Source organism: Vogesella mureinivorans (assembly GCF_007644035.1).
Classification (GTDB): domain Bacteria; phylum Pseudomonadota; class Gammaproteobacteria; order Burkholderiales; family Chromobacteriaceae; genus Vogesella; species Vogesella mureinivorans.
The window spans coordinates 1-251 of record NZ_VMTV02000607.1 but is presented as its reverse complement, the minus strand read 5'-3'; the positions used below and the strand labels follow the sequence as shown (position 1 = coordinate 251).

General features: G+C 68.9%; 1 protein-coding gene. It reads right to left on the bottom strand.

All coding sequences use genetic code 11. From position 1 onward, the window contains the following. Positions 1-251 (bottom strand): PhzF family phenazine biosynthesis protein (locus FLQ44_RS16495; protein ID WP_147695280.1); only part of this gene is annotated, 251 nt, incomplete at both ends.

Below are 251 nucleotides of genomic sequence, written 5' to 3'. Positions count from 1 at the left end.
AGCGAGGCCGGCCTCCAGCACTGCATGCGCAGTGCCGATGCTGGGATGGCCGGCGAAGGGCAGCTCCTGGCGTGGCGTGAAGATGCGCACACGGTAGCTGCCGCCAGGCGTTTCAGGCGGCAGCACGAACGTTGTTTCGGACAGGTTGGTCCAGTGGGCGAGGCGCTGCATGCTGGCGCCGTCGAGCCCGGTGGCGTCGAGTACGACGGCGACCGGATTGCCGCCGAAGGGGCGGCAGGCGAAGACATCGA